Annotated in this window: 19 protein-coding genes and 1 tRNA gene; 10 read left to right on the top strand and 10 right to left on the bottom strand. The window is 69.4% G+C overall.

The window, feature by feature from the left end:
* Positions 1-16: 16 nt before the first annotated feature.
* Positions 17-844 (bottom strand): helix-turn-helix domain-containing protein, encoded by an 828-nt coding sequence (locus tag ABD844_RS11055; RefSeq protein ID WP_344875676.1) that lies wholly within the window; start codon positions 842-844, stop codon positions 17-19.
* Positions 845-938: 94 nt separating this feature from the next.
* On the opposite strand from ABD844_RS11055, the gene ABD844_RS11050 reads away from it, so the two are divergent.
* From ABD844_RS11050 to pyk, 4 genes are all read left to right on the top strand, one after another.
* Positions 939-2003 carry an aldo/keto reductase gene (locus ABD844_RS11050; RefSeq protein WP_344875674.1) on the top strand — a complete coding sequence of 355 codons (1065 nt, stop codon included), beginning with the start codon at positions 939-941 and terminating at the stop codon, positions 2001-2003.
* Between the two features lie 118 nt (positions 2004-2121).
* Positions 2122-3828 (top strand): S8 family peptidase, encoded by a 1707-nt coding sequence (locus ABD844_RS11045; protein ID WP_344875672.1) that lies wholly within the window; start codon positions 2122-2124, stop codon positions 3826-3828.
* Positions 3825-4175 carry a DUF2784 domain-containing protein gene (locus ABD844_RS11040; protein ID WP_344875670.1) on the top strand — a complete coding sequence of 117 codons (351 nt, stop codon included), beginning with the start codon at positions 3825-3827 and terminating at the stop codon, positions 4173-4175. Before ABD844_RS11045 ends, ABD844_RS11040 begins: the two co-directional genes overlap by 4 nt.
* Positions 4176-4210: 35 nt before the next feature.
* Positions 4211-5641: a pyruvate kinase gene (gene pyk, locus ABD844_RS11035; RefSeq protein ID WP_344875668.1), complete on the top strand. Its 1431-nt coding sequence runs from the start codon at positions 4211-4213 to the stop codon at positions 5639-5641.
* Positions 5642-5768: 127 nt separating this feature from the next.
* Here the strand turns inward: pyk and dapD are convergent, their stop codons facing one another.
* The 3 genes from dapD to ABD844_RS11020 all read right to left on the bottom strand — a co-directional run bounded on the left by dapD (position 5769) and on the right by ABD844_RS11020 (position 7435).
* Positions 5769-6731, bottom strand: coding sequence for a 2,3,4,5-tetrahydropyridine-2,6-dicarboxylate N-succinyltransferase (dapD, locus tag ABD844_RS11030; RefSeq protein ID WP_344875665.1), 963 nt, complete (start codon positions 6729-6731; stop codon positions 5769-5771).
* Between the two features lie 25 nt (positions 6732-6756).
* Entirely contained in the window at positions 6757-7179 is a 423-nt protein-coding gene (locus ABD844_RS11025; protein WP_344875663.1) for a pyridoxamine 5'-phosphate oxidase family protein, read from the bottom strand.
* 182 nt (positions 7180-7361) lie between these two features.
* Positions 7362-7435 (bottom strand) — tRNA-Leu (locus ABD844_RS11020).
* An 88-nt stretch (positions 7436-7523) separates the two neighbouring features.
* Here ABD844_RS11020 and ABD844_RS11015 point away from each other — a divergent pair.
* From ABD844_RS11015 to ABD844_RS11005, 3 genes are all read left to right on the top strand, one after another.
* Complete coding sequence (locus ABD844_RS11015; RefSeq protein ID WP_344875661.1) at positions 7524-8108, top strand: ANTAR domain-containing response regulator; 585 nt, start codon at positions 7524-7526, stop codon at positions 8106-8108.
* 153 nt (positions 8109-8261) lie between these two features.
* Complete coding sequence (locus ABD844_RS11010; protein ID WP_344875659.1) at positions 8262-9563, top strand: ABC transporter substrate-binding protein; 1302 nt, start codon at positions 8262-8264, stop codon at positions 9561-9563.
* A gap of 224 nt (positions 9564-9787) precedes the next feature.
* Positions 9788-11092, top strand: a complete 1305-nt coding sequence (locus ABD844_RS11005) for an ABC transporter substrate-binding protein (protein WP_344875657.1) — start codon at positions 9788-9790, stop codon at positions 11090-11092.
* 118 nt (positions 11093-11210) lie between these two features.
* Here the strand turns inward: ABD844_RS11005 and ABD844_RS11000 are convergent, their stop codons facing one another.
* Positions 11211-12089 (bottom strand): hypothetical protein, encoded by an 879-nt coding sequence (locus ABD844_RS11000; protein WP_344875655.1) that lies wholly within the window; start codon positions 12087-12089, stop codon positions 11211-11213.
* Between the two features lie 188 nt (positions 12090-12277).
* Between ABD844_RS11000 and ABD844_RS10995 the strand changes: the two genes are divergently transcribed.
* On the top strand, positions 12278-13582 hold the full coding sequence (locus ABD844_RS10995; RefSeq protein ID WP_344875653.1) for an ABC transporter substrate-binding protein: 1305 nt from the start codon (positions 12278-12280) through the stop codon (positions 13580-13582).
* Positions 13583-13725: 143 nt separating this feature from the next.
* Here ABD844_RS10995 and ABD844_RS10990 read toward each other — a convergent pair whose 3' ends face one another.
* From ABD844_RS10990 to ABD844_RS10970, 5 genes are all read right to left on the bottom strand, one after another.
* Positions 13726-14604 (bottom strand): ABC transporter ATP-binding protein, encoded by an 879-nt coding sequence (locus ABD844_RS10990; protein WP_425568538.1) that lies wholly within the window; start codon positions 14602-14604, stop codon positions 13726-13728.
* Positions 14601-15545, bottom strand: a complete 945-nt coding sequence (locus ABD844_RS10985) for an ABC transporter ATP-binding protein (protein WP_344875651.1) — start codon at positions 15543-15545, stop codon at positions 14601-14603. The genes ABD844_RS10990 and ABD844_RS10985 overlap by 4 nt, the downstream gene beginning before the upstream one ends.
* On the bottom strand, positions 15535-16533 hold the full coding sequence (locus ABD844_RS10980; RefSeq protein WP_344875649.1) for a branched-chain amino acid ABC transporter permease: 999 nt from the start codon (positions 16531-16533) through the stop codon (positions 15535-15537). The genes ABD844_RS10985 and ABD844_RS10980 overlap by 11 nt, the downstream gene beginning before the upstream one ends.
* Before the next feature lie 16 nt (positions 16534-16549).
* On the bottom strand, positions 16550-17710 hold the full coding sequence (locus tag ABD844_RS10975; protein ID WP_344875647.1) for a branched-chain amino acid ABC transporter permease: 1161 nt from the start codon (positions 17708-17710) through the stop codon (positions 16550-16552).
* Positions 17711-18266: 556 nt separating this feature from the next.
* Positions 18267-18611, bottom strand: a complete 345-nt coding sequence (locus tag ABD844_RS10970) for a PaaI family thioesterase (protein ID WP_344875779.1) — start codon at positions 18609-18611, stop codon at positions 18267-18269.
* A 173-nt stretch (positions 18612-18784) separates the two neighbouring features.
* On the opposite strand from ABD844_RS10970, the gene polA reads away from it, so the two are divergent.
* Positions 18785-21475, top strand: a complete 2691-nt coding sequence (gene polA / locus ABD844_RS10965) for a DNA polymerase I (protein WP_344875645.1) — start codon at positions 18785-18787, stop codon at positions 21473-21475.
* 67 nt (positions 21476-21542) lie between these two features.
* Entirely contained in the window at positions 21543-22667 is a 1125-nt protein-coding gene (locus tag ABD844_RS10960) for a polysaccharide deacetylase family protein (RefSeq protein WP_344875643.1), read from the top strand.
* Positions 22668-22803: the final 136 nt, after the last annotated feature.

The following is a 22803-nucleotide window of genomic DNA, read 5'->3' as shown; positions in this document are numbered from 1 at the left end:
GCTCCGGCGGGTCCGCTCATTGGGCCCGCCGGATGACGGCGTCGAGCACCCGCTGCGACTCGGGGTCGGCGGCCCGGTAGATGACCAGCCGCTGGCCCTGGGCCTGCAACGGCATCAGCACCTCGTACGCGACGGTCAGCGGCCCCTCGGTGGCGTGCCGCAGCCGCTTCTCGCCCCGGGCGTTGACGCGTACGTCGCGCTTGGCCCATAGCTGGGCCGCCTCCTCGCTGCCCGTGGTGAGCTGCTCCACGAGCTGCGCCATCGCCTTGTCGCCGGGATGGGCCGCCCACGAGGCCCGCAGGTCGGCGATGCCCTCGCGCAGCGACCGCTCGCGGTCGCGGTAGAAGTGGCGCAGCCCCGGGTGCAGCATGCACAGCCACAGGGTGTTGCGCTGCTCGGGCGGCACCGCGCCGAAGTCGAGCATCAGCGCGGCCATCTCCGGATTCCAGGCCAGGATGTCGAAGCGGTGGTTGACCAGCATGGCGGGCAGCGGCGAGAGGTCGAGCACGAGCTGGGCCAGCGGCCCCGCCTCCTCCTCGGCCGCCTGCCGAGTCGGGCGCTGCTGGGCCAGGTCGAACAGGTAGGCCCGCTCGTCCTCGCTCAGCCGCAGCGCGTCGGCCAGCGCCTCCAGCACCTCGGGCGAGGGCCGCAGCCCGCGCCCCTGCTCCAGCCGGACCACGTAGTCGACGCTGACCCCTGCCAGCTCGGCGACCTCCTCACGGCGCAGGCCGGGAGTGCGGCGGTGGGCGCGGCGGGACGGCAGCTCGACCGTGTCGGGATGCAGCCGCTCGCGGCGGGTGCGCAGAAAGGCCGCGAGCTCGCGGGCCTGATCGACGGTGCTCATCATCTTCGATGGTACGGCCGGCCTTCCTGGGACTTGCGATCCCAGGAAGAGCCTTCCCTTACCCACGCCACCCGGCCGGGGCAGCCTGGTGAGCATGACGACACTTGACACCTTCCGTCTGCTGGGCCGCTCCGGGCTGCGGGTCTCGCCGCTGTCGCTGGGCACGATGACGTTCGGGACGGACTGGGGCTGGGGCGCCGACAAGGACGAGTCGCGCCGCATCTTCGACACGTACGTGGATCGCGGCGGCAACTTCGTCGACACCGCCAGCCAGTACACCGAGGGCACGGCCGAGGCCCTGGTGGGCGAGTTCGCGGCGGGGCGGCGCGAGCAGCTCGTGCTGGCCACCAAGTACAGCATGGCCCGGCGCAAGGGCGACCCCAACTCCGGCGGCAACCACCGCAAGAGCATGGTGGGGTCCGTGGAGGCCAGCCTGCGCCGCCTGAACACCGACCACCTCGACCTGCTCTACCTGCACGCCTGGGACTTCACCACCCCCGTGGAGGAGATCCTGCGGGCGATGGACGACCTCGTCAGGGCGGGCAAGGTGCTCTACGTCGGCGTCTCCGACCTGCCCGCCTGGCAGGTCTCCCGCATGCAGGCCATCGCCGACCTGCGCGGATGGTCGCCGCTGATCGCCCTGCAGATCGAGTACAGCCTGGTGGAGCGGACGGTCGAGCGTGACCTCGTCCCCATGGCGCGCGAGATGGGCCTCGGGGTCATCCCGTGGTCGCCGCTGGCCAACGGGGTGCTCGCGGGCAAGTACACCCGCGCCGACCTCGACCTGGGAGAGGGCACCGGCGACCCGTCCGGCACCCGCAAGAACGTGGCCGCCGCCAACGGGTCGCTCACCGAGCGGTCCCTCGCGATCGCGGAGGTGGTCAAGCGGGTCGCCACCGAGATCGGCTCGACGCCCTCGCAGGTGGCGCTGGCCTGGACGCTGCTCGACCCGGCCGTGACGGCGCCCATCGTGGGGGCGCGTACGCTGCGCCAGCTCGAGGACAACCTGGGCGCCCTCGACGTACGCCTGGACGCGGAGCACCTCACCGCCCTGGACGAGGCCAGCAGGGTTGACCTGGGCTTCCCGCACGAGTTCCTGCGCCGGCCGATGTCGCGCGGCGTCATCATGGGCGGCGTCACCATCGAATCCCGCCGCTGACATCCCGGCCTATGAATCCGCTTCGCCCAGCTACGACCGAAATTTCACTATTAAGGGGCATCGCTGGTTAACTGTCGGGAAGATTGAGATTCTGCGACAGTCGGCGGATGGGGGAACGATGCGGCGCGTCGCCTCTGGCTTGACGGCGGTGGCCGCCGTGCTCGCGATCAGCGCGTGCTCGCCCGCCGCGCCACGACCCCTGGCCGCGGCGGGCTCGACCGCCGTGGCCGCCTCGGCCGGCTCGACCACCTCGGCCGCGCCGGCCTCCTCCCAGGCCGAGTTCCTGGTCTTCTACGACCGCGGCAAGCAGGACGAGGCCCGCGCCGCCGTCGAGCGCGCCGGCGGGCGGACCGTCTCCGCCGACACCAAGCTCGACTATCTCATGGTCACCGGCTCGGGCAGCGGATTCGAGGAGGCCGTGGGCGCGGACGACACCGTCGCCGGGATCTCGCCCGACCGGAGCATCGGCTTCGCCACCGCCCGCCCCGCCAAGACGTTCCCCGACGCGGACGCGTTCACCAAGAACCCGGCCAAGAACACGGAACAGGGCACGGACCAGGCCGAGCCGCTCGCCGGACGCCAGTGGGACATGCGGATGATCGGCGCCGACCGCGCGAACGCCAAGGCGCCCGGCACCAAGCAGGTCCTGGTCGGCGTCATCGACACCGGCGTGGACGGCAAGCACCCCGACATCGCCCCCAACTTCAACCGTGAGCTCAGCCGCAACTTCGTCACCGACAAACCCAAGGACGAGCGCGGCGAGACCCTCGACGGCCCCTGCGAGGCCGCCGACTGCAAGGACCCCGTGGACGTCGACGACGACGGCCACGGCACCCACGTCGCCAGCACCATCGCCTCGCCCGTCAACGGCATCGGCATCGCCGGGGTCGCGCCCGGCGTCCAGATCGTGAACATCAGGGCCGGCCAGGACTCCGGGTTCTTCTTCCTCAAGCCCAGCCTCGACGCCCTCACCTACGCCGGCGACATCGGCGTGGACGTCGTGAACATGAGCTACTACGTCGACCCCTGGCTGTTCAACTGCCCGGCGAACCAGGCCGACACCAGGAAGCAGCAGTTGGAGCAGCAGGCCGTCATCACCGGCATGCAGCGCGCACTCGACTACGCCCGCCAGCGCGGCGTCACGCTCGTCTCCGCCCTCGGCAACGGCTCCACCGACCTCGGCCACCCCAGCGTCGACAAGCAGAGCCCCGGCTACCCGAAGGGCGAGGAGAAGGAGCGCAAGGTCGACAACACCTGCCTCAACGTGCCCGCCGAGTCGAAGGGCGTCATCTCCGTCTCCGCGCTCGGCCCCTCCGGCCGCAAGGCCATCTACAGCGACTACGGCGACGAGCAGACCGACCTGGCGGCGCCCGGCGGCGACGTGCTCGACGGGGAGGGCACCCAGGCCACCCGGTCGATCCTGGCCGCCGCGCCCGAGCGCGTGCTGCGCGCCACCGGCCGCATCGACGCCGCGGGCAAGCCCAAGGGCGCCGACGTCGTCGCGGACTGCACCGGCGGCACCTGCTCCTACTACCAGTACCTCGAAGGCACCTCCATGGCCTCGCCGCACGCCGCGGGCGTGGCCGCGATCCTCGTCAGCCGCTTCGGCAAGCCCGGCAAGGGCGGCCTCGACCTGTCGCCTGACACCGTCGAGGACCTGCTCTACAAGACCGCCACCCAGAAGGCGTGCCCCACCCCGCGCCAGTACGTCTACAAGGCGTTCGGCCAGACCGCCACGCACGACTGCGAAGGCGGGCCGTCCGACAACGGCTTCTACGGTCACGGGATCGTGGACGCCTGGAAGGCGGCCACCGTCGAGCCATGATGTACCGCCTCCTCGCCGACGCAGCGATGGTGGTGCATTTCGCTTTTCTCGCCTACCTGGTCGTGGGCGGGTTCGTCGCCTGGGTGTGGCGGTGGACGATCTGGGCCCATCTCGCGGCCGTGACCTGGGGCGTGCTGTCGGTCGTGGTGGGCCTCGAGTGCCCGCTCACGCTGGTGGAAGACTGGGCGCGACGCGCGGGCGGCGAGCCGGGGCTGCCGCCCAGCGGGTTCATCGACCACTACATCGAGGGCGTGATCTACCCGGAGGAGTACACGAACTTGGTGCGACTGGGGGTCGCCGTTCTCATAGTGTTCTCCTACGTCGGGTACGTTCTCCGTCGTCAGTGACTACCAAGTGGTCTGTACCAATTAAGGTAGGACTCGTGACTCGTCGCGCGAAAATAGTCTGCACCCTAGGCCCCGCCACTTCCTCCAAAGAACGCCTCCACGAGCTGATCGCGGCAGGCATGGACGTGGCACGGTTCAACCTCAGCCATGGCAATCATGACCTGCACAGAGAGATCTATGACCGGGTCAGGGAGGTTGCGGCCGACCTCGGCCGCGGTGTAGGCGTGCTCGCCGACCTGCAGGGCCCCAAGATCCGCGTCGGCACCTTCGAGGAAGGGCCGGTCAGGCTGGGCTTCGGCGACGTCTTCACCATCACCACCGAAGACGTGCCGGGCGACCGCGAGCAGGTCTCCACCACCTACAAGGGGCTGCCCAACGACGTGCGTCCCGGTGACACGATCCTGGTCGACGACGGCCGCCTCGTGCTCGAGGCCACCCGCGTCGACGGCGAGCGCATCGTCACCCGCGTCGTCATCGGGGGCATGATCTCCGACAACAAGGGCCTCAACCTGCCCGGCGTCAACGTCAGCGCCCCCGCGCTCACCGACAAGGACGAGGCCGACCTGCGCTGGGCGCTGCGCACCGGCTTCGACATGATCGCCCTGTCGTTCGTGCGCCGCCCGTCCGACGCCGACGTGGTGCGCAACATCATGGAGCAGGAGGCCGTCCGGCTGCCGCTGCTCGCCAAGATCGAGAAGCCGCAGGCCGTCGACCGCCTCCCCGAGATCGTCGACGCCTTCGACGGCATCATGGTGGCCCGTGGCGACCTCGGCGTCGAGCTCCCGCTGGAGCAGGTGCCGATCGTGCAGCGGCGCATCATCGAGCTGTGCCGCGAGAAGGCCCACCCGGTCATCGTGGCCACCCAGATGCTCGACTCGATGATGAACTCCCCGCGCCCCACCCGCGCCGAGACGTCCGACGTGGCCTATGCGGTCATGGACGGCGCCGACGCGGTCATGCTGTCGGGCGAGACCTCGGTCGGCAACTACCCGATCGAGGCCGTCTCCACGATGGACCGCATCGCCTGCGCCGCGGAGAAGTCCTCCCTGCACGCCACCCACACGCTGGAGCGCATGCCCGAGACCACCGGCGGCGCCATCGCGCGGGCCGCGGCCGAGGTGGGGGCGATCGTCGGCGCCAAGGCGCTGGTGGCCTTCACGATGTCGGGCGAGACGGCACGGCGGCTGGCCCGCTACCGCTCGCCGATCCCGCTGCTGGCCTTCACCTCCGCGCCGCACGTGCGGGGGCAGCTCTCGCTGACGTGGGGGGTGGAGACGTTCCACGTGCCGTTCGTGCACCACACGGATGACATGGTGCGGCAGGTGGAGGCGTCGCTGCTGTCGCTGGGGCGGCTGGAGAAGGGCGACAAGGTGGTCATCGTGGCCGGTTCGCCTCCCGGCACGCACGGCTCCACCAACGCGCTGCGCGTCCACACGATCGGCTCGGCGGTCTCACACACTCACTGACACCACAGGACGAGCGTCCAGCCCGGCCCCGCGTCGGCCATCGCCACGCGGGGCCCGCCGCTTTCCGACGGCCTGCGCCGCCGCGCCTCCCTCCGGCGGGGGAGGAGCCGGGCGGGCCGCCGGCGCGTCAGTTGGCGTGCAGGGCGGCGTTGAGTTCGATCCGGCCGCCCGTACGCGGCACCGCCTCCACGGCCCCCGACTGCGAGTTGCGGCGCAGCAGGATCCCGTCGGAGCCCGACAGCTCGGCCGCCTTCACCACGGTGCCGTCGGGCAGGCTCACCTTGGTGCCCGCGGTGACGTAGAGCCCGGCCTCCACCACGCAGTCGTCGCCCAGCGAGATGCCCAGCCCGGAGTTCGCGCCCAGCAGGCAGCGCTCGCCGACCGAGATGACCTGCTTGCCGCCGCCCGACAGCGTGCCCATGATCGAGGCGCCGCCGCCCACGTCGGAGCCGTCGCCGACGACCACCCCGGCGGAGACCCGGCCCTCGACCATCGAGGCGCCCAGCGTGCCGGCGTTGAAGTTGACGAAGCCCTCGTGCATGACCGTGGTGCCGGCGGCCAGGTGGGCGCCCAGGCGCACCCGGTCGGCGTCGGCGATGCGCACCCCTTCGGGCAGCACGTAGTCGACCATGCGGGGGAACTTGTCCACCCCGTAGACCGTCACCGCGCCCCTGGCCCGCAGCCGCAGCCGCGTACGCTCGAAGCCGGCCACCGGGCACGGCCCGAAGTTCGTCCACACCACGTTCGTCAGCAGGCCGAAGACGCCCTCCAGGCTGATGCCGTGCGGCCGCACCAGGCGCGCGGAGAGCAGGTGCAGGCGCAGGTAGACGTCGTGGGCGTCGGCGGGCGGCTCGGAGAGCTTGGCGATCTCGGTGCGCACCGCCACCACCTCCACGCCGCGCGCCGCGTCGGGGCCGGTCAGCTCGGCCAGCTCGCCCGCCTCCTCGGCGGACAGCCGCCGCGTGCCCGAGGCGGGCGCGTCGCCCAGCTCGGGGGCGGGGAACCAGGTGTCGAGTACGGTGCCGTCGGCGGCGACGGTGGCCAGGCCGACGCCGAAGGCGCCGGTCGAGGCGGGATCGATAGCAGTCACGGGCCCAAAAATACCGTTTCGCAGGTCAGCCCAGGGCGCCCAGGTCGGCCGAGAGCCAGCGTTCTGGGCGCATCCTGAAGGTCACGAGCACGTTCAGGTCGGATCCCTGGACGTAGCCCGAGACCGCGTCGGGCGGCAGGTAGCGGCCCGAGATGCGGGTCAGCTCGTCGAGCGTGGTCGGCCCCGAGCCCACGACCGGCCCTTCCACCGACACGTAGCGGTAGGTGGGGCTCACCCGCTGCACCAGGATCGAGAACCGGCCCGACTTCGCGACCAGCCTGGCCTTGATCGAGTCTTCGTCGGTCAGGAACCTGATGTCGCCGCCGGGACTGTAGTCGTACCAGACCGGTACGGTCAGCGGGGCCCGGCCCTCGCCGGACTCGACGGCCAGGCTCGCGATGTGCGACTCCGCCAGGAACGCCTCCCGCACCGCCATGCTCAACGGCATCCCGCCCACCCCCGTAATCACCGATCTTGAAACGGCTATTCCCGCTGGGAGCGATTCCGAAAAGTCGCCCACGCCCCGCTTACGGGCTGACGGGGCGGTACGACGGCGGCCGGGTGGACGAGGGCCGGCACAGGACAGGGCGAGGCGCCCGGCCGATGAGGGCCCGGCGGCTCATGGTGGAGTGCCCCGGGTGGGATTCGAACCCACACTGTATGGATTTTGAGGCCATCGACTCTGCCGATTGGTCTACCGGGGCGGGGGTGACCGGTCTGGGATCTCGTAGCGTAGCGCCCGAGCCGCACCGGCGTGGATCTAATCTACCGGACGTCTGTACTCTTCTGCTCGTGAGTACGCAGCGGCGAGTAGTGATCGCGGAAGACGAGGCCCTGATCCGCCTCGACCTCAAGGAGATGCTCCAGGAGGACGGCTACGTCGTCGTGGGCGAGGCCGGTGACGGTGAGCAGGCGATCCAACTGGCTGCCGATCTGAGACCCGACCTCGTCATCCTCGACGTGAAGATGCCCGTGCTCGACGGCATCTCGGCGGCCGAGCGGATCGTCGCCGACCGGATCGCCCCCTGCCTGATCCTGACCGCGTTCTCCCAGCGTGACCTGGTCGAGCGGGCGCGGGACGCCGGGGCCATGGCCTACCTGGTCAAGCCGTTCACCAAGGCCGACCTGGTGCCGGCGATCGAGATGGCGGTCAGCAGGCACGAGGAGATGGTGGCGCTGGCCGCCGAGGTGTCGAGCCTGTCGGAGCGGCTGGAGACCAGGAAGCTGGTCGAGCGGGCCAAGGGCCAGCTGATGACGCAGCACGGCTGGAGCGAGCCGCAGGCGTTCCGGTGGATCCAGAAGGCGTCGATGGACCGGCGGCTGAGCATGCGCGAGGTTGCCCAGATCGTTATAGACGACGCGGCGGAGCGATCCTGAGAAGGCGCAATATCAGGTGATTTGACCCGACGGGTGGTGGTGCGGTCACGACTGGGCATCCAACCGGCATCGGGTGCTTCCGCGGCCGGCGTCCCGGCGCGTAACTGATGGGCGGACGGAACGTTCGCTCATCTTCGAACGGAGACGCTCTCGATGATCCGCATTTTCCGCGCGCCGCTCGCCGCCCTGTCGGCGTGTGTGGCGCTGGCGGCGTGTTCGTCCGGCGGCGCGGTCCCCGGCGCCACGGGCTCCGCCTCAGTACAGCCCTCTTCCGGGCACCCCTCGTCGGGCCAGGCGGCGAAGGGGGACGGCACGCTGACCATCGGCACGGTGCTGCCGCAGACGGGTTCGCTGGCGTACCTGGGGCCGCCCATGTTCGGGGGCGTCGACCTCGCGCTCAAGGAGATCAACGAGGCGGGCGGGGTGCTGGGCAAGCCGGTCGCCAAGTTCGACACCGACTCGGGTGACACGACGACGAACATCGCCTCGCAGTCGGTGGACAAGCTGCTGGCGCAGAAGGCGGACGCGATCGTCGGGGCCGCCTCGTCGTCGGTGTCGGAGTCGGTGATCGACAAGATCACGAGGGCGGGGGTGGTGCAGTTCTCGCCGGCCAACACCTCCGACGCGTTCACCACGATCAACGACAACGGCCTGTACTTCCGTACCGCGCCGCCCGACAAGCTGCAGGGGCGGGTCCTGGGCGACCTGGTGGTCTCCGACGGCAACGACACCATCGGGATCCTCGCCATGCAGGACTCCTACGGCTCGGGCCTGGCCGACCAGGTGACCACGACGGCCGAGGCGGGCGGCGCGACCGTGGTGGAGCGGGTCGACTACGACCCTAAGGCGGCCGACTTCTCCGCCGACGTGGCGAGGATCAAGGCCAAGAACCCCAAGGGCATCGTGCTGATCGGCTTCGAGGAGACCGCGAAGGTGGTGCAGGAGCTGGTCAAGCAGGGTCTGACCAGCGACAGGCACAAGTGGTACATGGTCGACGGCAACATGTCCAACACCAACTTCGCCACGGCTCCGAAGGGCACGCTGGAGGGGGTCAAGGGCACCCTGCCCGGGGCGGCGGCGCCGGAGGCGTTCCAGAAGCGGCTGCTGGCGGTGGACCCGGAGCTGAGCGAGTTCACGTACGCGACGGAGTCGTACGACGCCGTCACGCTCATCGCGCTGGCGGCCGAGGCGGCCGGCGACGACTCGGGAGCGGCGATCGCGGGCGAACTGGTGGAGGTCAGCAAGGGCGGCGAGAAGTGCAAGAGCTTCAAGGAGTGCGTCGACCTGCTCAAAGCCGGCGAGGACATCGACTACGAGGGCGTCAGCGGGCCCGTCGACTTCAACGACGTGGGTGACCCGTCGGTCGCGACGATCGGCGTCTACCAGTACGGCCCCGACAACACGTTCAACGCCGCCAAGGCCCTCGAATATCGCAAGGGCAACGTCGCCGGGTGACGTTCGCATTTACCCCCTGCTCCGGAAATTTCGGATCGTCGGTTACTTATCAGGAGGTGTCGGTAACTCTCGCGAAACAAACCATTACTTAGGGTGTTTGGGACATTACGAATCGGCATAAAAGCCTCGTAAGAACTCCCCATTAGCACCCAGAACAGGCATGCTGAGCTCGGAAAACCCGGCGAAGGTGATCGTCCTTCGCTGAGATAAGGGGAGTCTCTTTGATGTACCGCATTGCTCCAGCGGGACGCGTCCTGGCCGTCGCGGCCGCGGCGAGCCTGGCCCTGACGGCCTGTGGCGGCGGCGGTGACACGTCCGCACAGCAGTCCGCCTCCGCCGCGCCGTCCACGGCTGCCTCCTCGGCGCCGGCGGCGAAGGGCGACGGCACGCTGACCATCGGGACGGTCCTGCCGCAGACGGGTTCGCTGGCCTTCCTCGGCCCGCCCGAGTTCGCCGGTGTGGACCAGGCCGTCAAGGAGATCAACGAGGCCGGCGGGGTGCTGGGCAAGCCGGTCAACAAGATCGACACCGACTCGGGCGACACGACGACCAACATCGCCTCGCAGTCGGTGGACAAGCTGCTCGCGCAGAAGGCCGACGCCATCATCGGCGCCGCGTCCTCGTCGGTGTCGGAGTCGATCATTGACAAGATCACGGGGGCGGGGGTCGTGCAGTTCTCGCCGGCCAACACCTCCGACGCGTTCACCACGATCAACGACAACGGCCTGTACTTCCGTACCGCGCCGCCGGACAAGCTGCAGGGCCGCGTGCTCGGCGACCTGGTCGTGGCCGACGGCAACGACACCGTCGGCATCCTGGCCATGCAGGACTCCTACGGCTCCGGCCTGGCCGACCAGATCACCGCGACCGCCGAGGCGGGCGGCGCGAGCGTCGTCGAGCGGGTCGACTACGACCCCAAGGCGGCCGACTTCTCCGCCGACGTCGCCCGGATCAAGGCCAAGAACCCCAAGGCCATCGTGCTGATCGGCTTCGAGGAGGGCGCCAAGGTCGTGGCCGAACTGGTCAAGCAGGGGCTCACCGCCGACAAGGTGAAGTGGTACATGGTGGACGGCAACATGTCGAACACCAACTACAAGGAGATGCCCAAGGGCACGCTCAAGGGCGTCAAGGGCACCATCCCCGGCGCCGAGGCCCCCGGGGAGTTCAGGAAGAAGCTCCAGGAGATCAACCCCGACCTCGACGACTTCACCTACGCCGCCGAGTCGTACGACGCCGCCAACCTGATCGCCCTGGCCGCCGAGGCCGCCAAGGACGACACCGGCAAGTCCATCGCCGCCAAGCTGGCCGAGGTCAGCAAGGGCGGCGAGAAGTGCAAGAGCTTCAAGGAGTGCGTCGACCTGCTGAAGGCCGGCACGGACATCGACTACGACGGCATCAGCGGGCCGGTGGAGTTCGACGACAACGGTGACCCGTCCGTGGCCACGATCGGCGTCTACCAGTACGGCGACGACAACACGTACGACGCCGCCAAGGCGCTGGAGTACCGCACCGGCAAGATCGAGGGCTGACCGCCTTCCCCCCGCCCCCTGCCCTCCCTGAGGTCCTGCGAAGGGAGGGCGGGGGCTCTCCCGTTCCCCGCCGTACCTGGTGGGGGGCGGGATTTTCGTTCGCGCGGGTGGCGCCCGGTCAGCCGGGGAGGCCGCAGGCCCGCAGGGCGTACGCGATGAGGCGGTCCTGCAGCGGCTTGGGCGGCGTCACGATCACCACGCGCTCCTCGCCCCCGTCGACGGTGGCCCGCACCGGGAACAGGAACGCCTTCTTGGCCTCGGCGAACGCGTGCGGGTCGCAGCGACCTGGGCTCAGCTCGACCGGCACCTCCAGCCGCCGCGCCCCGGCCGCCAGCGTGCCCAGCGGCCTGCTCTCCGGGGTGACGATGTAGTGGGTCGTGCCGCCCACGTCGTTGAGCGTCACCGCGCCCGTCCCGCGCCGCGTGACCACCAGGTCGCCCCGCATGACCCGGCTCGCCCCGTCGCCCGCCCCACTGCCGAACTCGGCGTCCGTCTCCGTCCACTCAGGGCCGAACTCGATGCTCGCCGCCTGCTTGACCAGGAACTCCGAGCACTCGTCGCGCAGCAGCCTGGCCAGCAGCGGGTCGGGGTGCGGCACGGAGAAGACCACCTCGCGCAGGGCCTCGGAGCCGGTGCGGACGTGGGCCACGACCGTGGCAGGACGGACCTGAGGCAGCCCCTGCGGGGAGCATTTGGCGGGGCCGTACTTGATGGGCAGGTCCGTACGTTCGGTCCTCCCGATGGCCGCGTCGGCCCGCTGCGGCGGCAATGTCGTGAACGACGCCGACACAAGCTGAAGATCGGCGAAATAGACGGAGGTGTCACCGGTATTTCGGACGGCCACCTGAAGCTCGTGCACCGGCTCGTCCGAACGCCATTGCGCGAGCGAGACCGACACCCCGGGCGGAGGCGTGGCGGCCGGGGCCGAGGGCGGTGGCGGCGAAGCGCAAGCGGTGGCGAGGAAGGTCATCGCGAGGGGAACGGTAATACGCTTCACCTGTCGCAGATTAAGCGTCCTTACGCAGGTCCGTAAGTTGAGGAGTGATTACGACTCCGCATCCAAGTGCCGACAGTTCCCCACCGGACCTGGTTGGAGTACACAGCTATTTTGTACGTTTCCTCCATTCGATCGGGAACGCTCGGCGGTGCTGACGGATCCCGGCCTGGAGATGAAGGAGACACTTCATGATCCGCATTGCTCCCGTGGGGCGGGCGCTGGCTGTCGTGGCTGCCACCAGCCTGGCCCTGACAGCCTGCGGTGGTGGCGGCAGTGACACCGCCACGCAGACTTCCCCCAGTGCTTCCGCGCCCGCCTCCTCCGCGTCCGCCCCCGCGGCGAAGGGCGACGGCACGCTCACCCTCGGCACGCTGCTGCCGCAGACGGGTTCGCTGGCGTTCCTCGGCCCGCCCGAGTTCGCGGGGGTCGACCTGGCCCTCAAGGAGATCAACGAGGCGGGCGGGGTGCTGGGCAAGCCGGTCGCCAAGTTCGACACCGACTCGGGTGACACGACGACCAACATCGCCTCGCAGTCGGTGGACAAGCTGCTGGCGCAGAAGGCCGACGCCATCATCGGCGCCGCGTCCTCGTCGGTTTCCGAGTCCGTGATCGACAAGATCACGGGTGCCGGTGTGATCCACTTCTCGCCGGCCAACACCTCCGACGCGTTCACCACGATCAACGACAACGGCCTGTACTTCCGTACCGCGCCGCCGGACAAGCTGCAGGGCCGCGTGCTGGGCGACCTCGTGGTGGCCGACGGCAACGACACGGTCGGCATCATGGCGATGCAGGACTCGTACGGCACCGGTCTGGCCGACCAGGTCCAGAAGACCGTCACCGACGGCGGCGCCGAAGTCGTCGAGCGCGTCGACTACGACCCGAAGGCGGCCGACTTCTCCGCCGACGTCGCCAAGCTCAAGGCCAAGAACCCCAAGGGCATCGTGCTGGTCGGCTTCGAGGAGACCGCGAAGGTCGTCCAGGAGCTGATCAAGCAGGGCATGCCGGCCAGCAAGCACAAGTGGTACATGGTCGACGGCAACACCTCCAACACCAACTACGTGAAGATGCCCAAGGGCACGCTCACGGGTGTGAAGGGCACGATCCCCGGCGCCGCGGCTCCCGAGGACTTCCAGACCAAGCTGCTCGAGGTCAACAAGGACCTCGAGGACTTCAGCTACGCCCCCGAGTCGTACGACGCGGCGAACCTGATCGCGCTGGCCGCCGAGGCCGCCAAGAGCGACGCCGGCGTGGACATCGCGGCCAAGCTGGCCGAGGTCAGCAAGGGCGGCGAGAAGTGCAAGAGCTTCAAGGAGTGCGTCGACCTGCTGAAGGCCGGCACGGACATCGACTACGAGGGCGTCAGCGGCCCGGTCGAGTTCAACGAGGCCGGTGACCCGGCGGTCGCCACCATCGGCATCTACCAGTACGGCGAGGACAACAAGTACGCCATCAAGGCCCTGGAGTACCGCACCGGCAACATCGCCGGCTGAACATCCGCCCCAGAGTCCCGGAGAAGCGTACGAAGAGGGCCCGGTCACCCGACCGGGCCCTCTTCGCATGCCGTTCACATCCCGCAACCAAAAAGACGGGGAAGGGGCCCTGGGGGAGCCCTTTCCCCGTCTCGGTCGTCGCGTCACGCCTTGGCGAGCGTCCCGAGGTAGAGCTCGATGACCTTGGGGTCGTTGGCGAGCTGCCGCCCGGTGCCGGTGTAGGCGTTGCGGCCCTGGTCGAGCACGTAGCCGCGGTGGCAGATCTGCAGGCAGCGCCGCGCGTTCTGCTCCACCATGATCACGGTGACGCCGGCCTTGTTGATCTGCTGGGCCTGGATGAAGACCAGGTCCTGCAGCTTGGGCGACAGACCGGCCGACGGCTCGTCGAGCAGCAGCACCGACGGCTCGGTCATGAGGGCCCTGGCCATGGCCACCATCTGCCGCTCACCGCCCGACAGGGAGCCGGCGCGCTGCTTGCGCCGCTCCTTGAGCGCGGGGAACAGCTCGGCCACGAACTCGAAGCGCTCCTTGAACTTCCCCGGCACCTGGAAGGCGCCCATCTCGAGGTTCTCCTCGATGGTGAGGCTGGGGAAGACGTTGTTGGTCTGCGGCACGTAACCGACGCCGCGGGCGACCAGCGAGTGGGCCTTCATGTTCGTGATGTTCTCGCCCTTGAGCAGCACCGTGCCGCTGCGGATGTTGACGAGCCCGAACATGGCCTTCAGCAGCGTCGACTTGCCGGCGCCGTTGGGGCCGATGATGCCGATCAGCTCGCCGTCCTTCACGTACAGGTCGGAGCCGTTGAGGATGTTGACGCCGGGCAGGTAGCCCGCGATCAGCTCGTCGCAGCGCAGCACCGCGTCCTCGGCGCCCGCCAAGTGGGCGGAGCGGTCGGTGACGGCCGCCTTGGACACCGCCTCGGCGTCCTGTGCCGGCTCTGGGGCCGCTGCTGCCGCTGCTGCTGCCGCTGCTGCTGCCGCTTCTGGGGCCGGGCCGGGGGCCGGCGCTTCGTCGGCGCTCACTTCTGCGTCTCCTCTTCGATCTCGGCCTCCAGGGCCGCCTCGGCCTCGTGAAGCTGGGCCGCCAGCTCGGTGTCCGACAGCGGGGCGTCGTGGTGGGCGCCCAGGTAGGCGTCGATCACGCGCTCGTCGGACATGATCGTGGACGGCGGGCCCTCGGCGATCACCGCGCCCTGCGCCATGACGACGACCCAGTCGCTGATGTCGCGGACCATGTCCATGTCGTGCTCGACGAACAGCACCGTCATGCCCTGCTCGCGCAGGTCCTTGACGTGCCCGAGCAGCGACTGCGTCAGCGCCGGGTTCACCCCGGCCATCGGCTCGTCGAGCATGACCAGCTCGGGCTGGACCATGAGCGCGCGGGCCATCTCCAGCAGCTTGCGCTGGCCGCCGGACAGCGACCCGGCGAAGTCGTCGCGCTTGGCGTCGAGCTTGAACCGGGCCAGCAGCTCCTCGGCGCGCTCGGTGATCTCGTCCTCCTGGCCGCGCCAGGAGCTCGGCACCAGGGCCCGCCAGAAGTTCTCGCCCTTCTGCCGCTGCGCGCCCAGGCGCATGTTCTCCAGCACCGTCAGGCGCGAGAGCGCCTTGGTGAGCTGGAACGTGCGCACCATGCCCGCTCGGGCGACCTTGTGCGCGGGCACGCCGTTCATCGACCGGTCGTTGAACCGCCACGACCCGGAGTCGGCCGTGTCGAAGCCGGTGAGCTGGTTGAAGAACGTGGTCTTGCCCGCCCCGTTGGGGCCGATCAGCGCGGTGATGGAGCCGCGCTGGATCTCGACGTGCTCCACCTCGACGGCGGTCAGGCCGCCGAAGCGGCGCACCACGTTGTCGACCACGAGGATGGGGTCGGGCTTGGGCACGCCGGGCTCGCGCGCCAGATCCTTGAAGGCCGCCAGTGCCGCGGCCTTGCGCTCGGTGGTCGTGGTGGGGGTCTCAGCGTGCATCGATCGCAATCTCCCTCTTGTCACCGAAGATGCCCTGTGGCCGGAAGACGAGCAACAGGATGAGGCCGAGACCGACGAAGACGTACCGCAGGGCGCCGACCTGGTTGGTGTCGATGAACGTGATGACGCCGGCGCCGACGGCCTCGCTGAGCACGCCGTTCAGCAGGACGAGCAGCACCCAGAACAGCATCGCCCCGACGACGGGGCCGAGCACGCGGGCGGCGCCGCCCAGGATGACCATCGTGTACAGGTAGAACGTGGTCTCGGTGCCGAAGACGTCGGGCTGCACCGACCCGTAGGCCAGGCCGTAGATGAAGCCGCCCAGGCACCCGATGACGCCGCCCAGGATGAGCGACTGCATCTTGTACGAGAACACGCTCTTGCCCAGGCTGCGCACCGCGTCCTCGTCCTCGCGGATGGCCTTGAGCACGCGGCCCCAGGGGCTCTTCATCAGCAGGAAGACGATGACGCAGCACAGGGCCACCAGCAGCCAGCCGACGACCAGCACCCACAGCGTGCGGTGGTTGAAGAACAGCGGCACGGGCCCGAGGTTGAAGCCGTACTCGCCGTCGGGGAACGGGTTGAGCGCGTAGAAGCCGTCCGTGAAGCCGCGCTGGCCGTCGGAGCCGCCGAAGACGCTCTTGAACTGCACCGAGCGGAAGATGAGCCGGACGATCTCCGCCGCGGCGATGGTGACGATGGCCAGGTAGTCGGCGCGTAGCTGCAGGGTCGGTATGCCCAGCAGGATCGCCAGAATCACGGCCGCGACCAGGCCGACGATGATGCCGATCCAGAACGGCAGCCCCATGACGGTGACCGTCACGGCCAGGCCGTAACCGGCCACGCCCATGAACGCGGCCTGGCCGAAGTTGAGCAGGCCGGTGTAGCCGAAGTGGATGTTGATGCCGATGGCGGCGAGTCCGTACAGCACCGTCTCGACGTTGACCGCGGCCTTGAGGGTGGTGCTGATGATCGTGATCCAGTCCATGGTGATCCTCCCCCGATCAGCCGATCCGCTCGCGGCGGCCCAGGATGCCCTGCGGCCGGACGAGGAGCACGATGATGAGTACGGCCAGCGCGCCGACGCTCTTGAGCTCCGGCGGCACCCACAGGGTCGAGACCTGGATGAACAGGCCGACCACGAGCGAGCCCACCAGGGCGCCGAACGCGGTGCCGAGACCGCCGAGCGTGACGCCGGCGAAGATGAGCAGCAGGATGTCCTGGCCCATCGTGTACTTCAGGTTCTGCGAGAGCCCGAGCATGATGCCGGCCAGTGCCGCGATGGCGCCGCCGAACGTCCAGATGATCCGGATGACCCGGTCGACGTTGATGCCGGACGAGGCCGCCAGCGCCGGGTTGTCGGCCACCGCGCGGGCGGCCTTGCCGGTGCGGGTGCGCAGCAGCGCGATGCCGACGATGATCAGGACCGTCAGCTCGATGCCCATGGCGACGAAGTTCTTGGGAGCGGCCGAGATGGGGCCGACCTGGATGCCGGGCTGGGCGGTGTACTGGGCGTACGCCTCGGTCTGGCCGCCGAAGAAGATCAGGAACACGTACCGCAGGAAGAGCGCCACGCCGATCGAGATGATCATCATGGCGATCGTGCCGGTGCCGCGCCGGCGCAGTTGCCCCCAGAAGAGCCGGTCCTGCAGATACCCGAGGACCGCGGCGACGGCGACGGCTATCACCGCCGCCGGGATGAGATGCAGCCCCATGCCGATGTTGAACGCGTAGGCCAGGATCGCGCCCAGGGTGACCAGCTCGCCGTGGGCGAAGTTGGTCAGGCCGGTGGTGCCGTAGATGAGCGACAGGCCGAGCGCGGCGAGGGCGATGATCAGGCCGAGGTTGAGGCCCTCGAACGTGAGCTGCGCCGCCTGCGCCCAGAACGTGCTCCCGCCACCGCCGTCCCCCTGCTGCTGGTTCGCGGCACCCTTGGGCTGGAGCGCGAACAGCACCGTGGAGCAGTTGCCCTCGTAGACCGTCGGGGTGCGGACATTGGTGCCGCCGCGCACTTCCGAGTTCGGTGGCAGACTGCTGACATCCAGGGTGACCTGGTACTTACCCGGTTTGTCGACCTGAACGTCCCACGTGCCTTGTGCGTTGGTTGCGACCTCCTTGACGGGTTGTCCGCCCTCGGTGGTCACGGCGACTTTGGCGCCGTTCACTGGCTGGCCTTGGAGTTTGAGTGTGCCCCTCAATCCCTGGCAATCGGCGGGGTCCGCGTGCGCGGGGCCGGCGATCAGGAAGATGAGTCCACTCAGAAAGGCCGTGAACGCGATCACGGCTCTGCGCAATGGTGCTCCCTCGGGTAGTCAAGGCGGGGTTGTGCCCCTCCATCTCGACATGCGCGCATCGCAGGCACAACTGGGATGCAATGGCGGGAGCTTATTCCTGCGACGCCCGTTTCAGCATGGTTCGTCACCAATTAGTGACATGCGTGTGTCACTCATGTGAGGAACCAACAATGCTGGTCAGGGGCTAAATCGGGGTATACACCTGGCGCATTGGGAAACAAGTCGGTAACGATCGCGGCGAAAGCCTGACGAGCCCGCGGGGCGGCCTTTGGGGCCGTGTAGGGCTTACCCTGCCGTACGCGGGAACCTCCGCGCTCGAGCGGGACCGAACACGTTTTCTACTGGGCCTCCCCGCGGGCTCTGGTGGGGACCACCGTAGCGACCCGTGGGGGCCGCGTGCAAAGAATCGGTCAAAGTGACGTCATGGTCAGCGGTCGCGCAGCATGCAGGTGAGGCGGGCGGTGCACACGCGCCGTCCCCGCTCGTCGCTGATCTCGATGTCGTACGTCGCCAGAGTGCGACCCCCGTGCAACCGCGTCGCGACACCCGTGACGTGACCCGAGGTCGCCGAGCGGTGGTGGGTGGCGTTCAGCTCGATCCCCACGGCGATGCGCTCGGGCCCGGCGTGGATGGCCGCCCCCGTCGAGCCCAGCGTCTCGGCGAGCACCGCCGAGGCCCCTCCGTGCAGCAGCCCGTACGGCTGCGTGTTGCCCGCCACGGGCATCCTGGCCACCACCCGCTCCGCGCTCGCCTCCAGGAACTCGATGCCCATCCGGTGGGCGAGCGTGCCCTCGTACACCGCGCCGAAGAACGCGGGATCCAGGAGGGCGGGGTCCGCGGACGTGGGGGCGGGTGCGGGGTCCGTGGGGCCGGTCTGCGTCAAAGGGACGCCTCCACTCTTCCGAGCTCAGGTTTTCTGTCGCAGACGCAGACTAGGCTGCCTCTGTGCCGAAGAGTGAAGTGACCCCCAACCGCCCGTGCCTGTTGCTGCTCGACGGGCATTCCCTGGCCTACCGCGCGTTCTACGCGCTCAAGGACGCCAACCTCATGACCACCGACGGTCAGCACACCGAGGCGGTCTACGGGTTCACGTCCATGCTGACCAACGTCCTGCGCGACGAGCAGCCGACACACGTCGCGGTGGCCTTCGACCGGTCGGAGCCCACGTTCCGCCACGAGGCGTACGCCGAATACAAGGCCAACAGGAGCGAGACGCCGGAAGACTTCCGCGGCCAGATGCAGCTCATCTTCGAGCTGCTCGACACGTTGCGCATCCCGCGCCTGTCCAGGGCCGGATTCGAGGCCGACGACCTCATCGCGACCCTGGCCACCCGCGCCGACGAGCAGGGCATGGACGTCCTGATCGTCACCGGCGACCGCGACGCGCTGCAGTTGGTCAACGAGCACGTCACCGTCCTGATGACCCGGCGCGGCATCAGCGACATGACCCGGTTCACGCCCGAGGCCGTCGAGGAGAAATACGGGCTCACCCCGGCGCAATACCCCGACTTCGCCGCGCTGCGCGGCGACCCCAGCGACAACCTGCTGAGCATCCCCAGCGTGGGGGAGAAGACCGCGGCCAAGTGGGTGCGCGAGTTCGGCTCGCTGACCGCGCTCGTCGACCGGGTCGACGAGGTCAAGGGCAAGGTCGGCGACAAGCTGCGCGAGCACGTCGCCCAGGTGCTGATGAACCGCCGGCTCACCGAGCTGCTGCGCGACGTCCCCGTCGAGGTCGAGCTGGGCGACCTCCAGCAGGGCGCGTGGGACCGCGAGGAGATCAACAAGCTGTTCGACAGCCTGCAGATCCGCGGCGAGCTGCGCGAGCGGGTGTTCAAGGTGCTCGGCACCGGCGAGGAGGAGCCCGAGCAGGGCTTCGAGGTCGAGACCGTGCTGCTCGGCCCCGACCGGGTCGCCGGGTGGCTCTCCGCGCTCCCCGAGGGCCGTGCCGGGCTGGCGTTCAAGGGCTCCTACGGCAGCGGCACCGGCCGCATCGACGCCATCGCCGTCGCCTCGCCCGACGGCACCGCCGCGCACATCGACCCCGTCAAGCTCACCGAGGGCGACGAGGCCGCGCTGCGGGCCTGGCTGGGCGACGAGACCAAGCCCAAGGCAGTCCACGACGCCAAGGGGCCCATCCTGGCCCTGTGGGCGCAGGGCATGGAGCTGCGCGGCCTGAGCTGCGACACCGCCCTGGCCGCCTATCTGGCCATGCCGGGCCAGCGCACGTTCGCCCTCGAAGACCTCGCCCGCCGCTACCTCCACCGCGACCTGCGGGCCGAGGAGGAGCCCAGCGGGCAGGCCGCGCTCTTCGGCGACGACGAGGACGCCCCGGCCAAAGACCTCGCCCTGCGCGCCCACGCCGTGCGCGAGCTGTCCGAGGCCCTGGAGGCGTTCCTGGCCGGGCGGGGCGGCACCCAGCTCCTGGCCGACGTCGAGCTGCCGCTGCTGTCGGTGCTGGCCGGGATGGAGCAGTCCGGCATCGCCGTCGACAGCGAATACTTCACCGGGCTGGAGGCCGAGTTCGGGGCCGCGGTCAAGCACGCGGTGGAGGAGGCCCACCGCTCGGTCGGCGAGCAGTTCAACCTCGGCTCGCCCAAGCAGCTCCAGGAGATCCTCTTCGTCCGGCTCAACCTGCCCAAGACGAAGAAGATCAAGACCGGCTACAGCACCGACGCCGACCAGCTCGCCTGGCTGGCCGCCCAGACCGAGCACGAGCTGCCCACGATCATGCTGCGCCACCGCGACCAGCAGAAGTTGCGCACCACGGTCGAGGGCCTCATCAAGGAGATCGGCGACGACGGGCGCATCCACACCACGTTCAACCAGATCATCGCGGCCACGGGCCGGCTGTCGTCGGAGAAGCCCAACCTGCAGAACATCCCGATCCGCACCGCCGAGGGCCGCCGCATCCGGCAGGGCTTCGTGGTCGGCGCGGGCTTCGAGACGCTGCTGACCGCCGACTACAGCCAGATCGAGCTGCGCATCATGGCCCACCTGTCGGGCGACGAGTCGCTGATCGCGGCGTTCGAGTCGGGCCACGACTTCCACCAGGCCACCGCGGCGCGGGTGTTCGACCTGCCGCCCGAGCAGATCGACGGCGAGCTGCGGGCCCGCATCAAGGCCATGAACTACGGCCTGGCCTACGGCCTGTCCGACTTCGGGCTGGCCCAGCAGCTCACCATCCCGGTGGCCGAGGCGCGGGCGCTGAAGGAGGAATACTTCCAGGAGTTCGGCGGCGTACGCGACTTCCTGCACGCGATCGTCGCCCAGGCCCGCGCCGACGGCTACACCGAGACGATCATGGGCCGCCGCCGCTACCTGCCCGACCTCACCAGCGACAACCGTCAGCGTCGCGAGATGGCCGAGCGGATGGCGCTCAACGCCCCCATCCAGGGCTCGGCGGCCGACATCATCAAGGTCGCCATGCTCCACGTGCACCAGGCGTTGCGCGAGGAGGCGCTGACCTCGCGGATGTTGCTGCAGGTGCACGACGAGCTGGTGTTCGAGGTGGCGCCCGGCGAGCTGGAGCGGCTCACGCAGCTCGTCCGCGACCAGATGAACGCCGCCTACCACCTGCGGGTGCCGCTGGAGGTCTCCGTGGGCGTGGGGCGCACCTGGGAAGACGCGGGCCACTGAGGCCGGGCCGCCCGGACGGCGGCGCTCCGCATCTGTGTGACCTTTTCACCGAACGGCCGGGAGTTTCGTGCGGCAACCAGCATCTCTCACGCGGATCGTCGGCATCGCGAACGTACTGGTGATCGTCGTCGCCGTCGCCGGCCTGAGCCTGTTACCCGGCGAGCCCCGGCCGCCCGGCGGGCAGGCACGCACCGAGCAGAGATCCGCCGAGCCGAAGGCGGCCGCCACGCCCGAGGGCAGCCCGGGGCCGCCGACCCCCTCCCCGGTCGGCCAGCCGCCCGGGGCCGTCGCCACCCCCGAGTTCGCCCGCCAGGTGCGCGCCAACGAGGCCGGGCTGGTGCCGGTGCTGATGTACCACCGCGTCCTGGCCAAGCGGATCGCCTCGCTCGACCGCACGCCCACCCAGCTCAGGGACGAGCTGGAGAAGCTGGCCAAGAAGGGATACGTGCCGATCACCGCCAGGGAGTTCGTCACCGGCGACATCCGGGTGCCCGCGGGGAAGTTCCCGGTCGTGCTGACGTTCGACGACGGGCACCGCAGCCACTTCGGGCTCGACGCGAGCGGCGCGCCACGGCCCGACTCGGCCGTGGGCGTGATCGAGGACGTCGCGCGCCGATATCCGGGCTTCCGGCCGACGGCCACGTTCTGGATCAACCGCGAACCCTTCGGGCTGCGCGACCATGACGCGCAGGCGGCCGCCGTACGCTGGCTGGTCGAGCACGGCTACGAGGTGGCCAACCACACCTGGAGCCACCCCGACCTGCGCCGTCTCAAGCGCAAGAAGGTGCAGGAGCAGATCGTCCGGATCGAGCGCCTGCTCGGGAAGCTCGGCGCGCCGCCGTCGGAGACGATGGCCCTGCCGTACGGGTCGCTGCCCCGGGGCAAGAAACCGGCCAGGACCGGGTCCTGGGACGGCACGCGATATGATTTTGCCGGAGTGTTCCTCGCCGGGGCCGAGCCGTCACTTTCGCCGTACGCGAAAAAGTTTGACCGCGGGGCGATCCAGCGCATCCAGAGCAACGGCAAGAAGGGCGAGTGCCGCAAGTGGTGCTCGCAATACTGGCTGGAGTGGCTGGACAAGCACCCTGGTGAACGCTTCGTCAGCGACGGCGACCCGGAGCGGATCTCCATGCCGGAGAATCTTCGAGGTAATATCGTCGCCAAGCGAGGGCGTGAGGTCATCGTCTATTGACTCCTCCCCGGATTGACCCCGTGGCGAAGGTCTCATATGCTGATCGCTGCGCTGTGGGCTCGCGCGCGCCTCAGACGGAGCGGGCTCGCGCTCGGTCACGTCGATGTCGTAATTCCTCGGCTTGATGCGGAAGAGG

The organism is Nonomuraea antimicrobica (genome assembly GCF_039536965.1).
Taxonomy (GTDB): domain Bacteria; phylum Actinomycetota; class Actinomycetes; order Streptosporangiales; family Streptosporangiaceae; genus Nonomuraea; species Nonomuraea antimicrobica.
This window is presented reverse-complemented; position numbering and strand designations above follow the sequence as displayed.